General features: G+C 74.8%; 1 protein-coding gene. It reads left to right on the top strand.

The window, feature by feature from the left end; genetic code table 11:
* Positions 1 to 40 precede the first annotated feature (40 nt).
* On the top strand, positions 41 to 646 hold a 606-nt coding region (locus N864_RS22885), incomplete at its 3' end, for a thiamine-phosphate kinase (protein ID WP_240474463.1).

Genomic DNA, 646 nt, shown 5'->3' with positions numbered 1-646 from the left:
GGGTGTGCGTCCCGGTGAGCGAGGATGACAGGGTGGACGCGTGCACAGACGACCAGGCCCGCGGCTGACCGAGGGCACCTCCCTCCGGCACCTCGACGAGGAGGAGATCCTGGCGCGCGTCCTGCCCCTCTTCGGCAGACCGGACTCGCTCGTGGTCCCGCCCGGCGACGACGCCGCGGTGGTGCGCACCTCCGCGCGGACCATCGCCACGACGGACGCGGTCGTGCTCGGCCGGGACTGGCTCGACGAGTGGTCCTCCGGTGCCGACATCGGCCACAAGGTCATCGCCCAGAACCTCGCGGACCTCGCGGCCATGGGTGGTCGGCCCACCGGGGTGCTGCTCACGCTGGTCGTCGACCCCGAGGTCTCGATCGACTGGGTGACCGACCTGGCCCACGGCATCGCCGAGGCGTGCTCCGCGGCGGACACGGCAGTGCTCGGGGGCGACCTCTCCTCGGCGCCGGCGGGCGTCGTCGTGGTGTCCGTCACCGCCCTCGGTGACCTGGTCGGCGAACCGGTGTTGCGGTCGGGCGCCCGCCCGGGCGACCACGTCGCCGTCGCCGGCACCCTCGGGCTCAGTGATGCCGGGCTGCGACTGCTGCAGCAGGGCCGGCCCGACGCGGACCCCGCGGCGGTGCAGGCGCAC

It is taken from the genome of Intrasporangium chromatireducens Q5-1, from assembly GCF_000576575.1.
GTDB classification, from domain to species: domain Bacteria; phylum Actinomycetota; class Actinomycetes; order Actinomycetales; family Dermatophilaceae; genus Intrasporangium_A; species Intrasporangium_A chromatireducens.
This window is presented reverse-complemented; position numbering and strand designations above follow the sequence as displayed.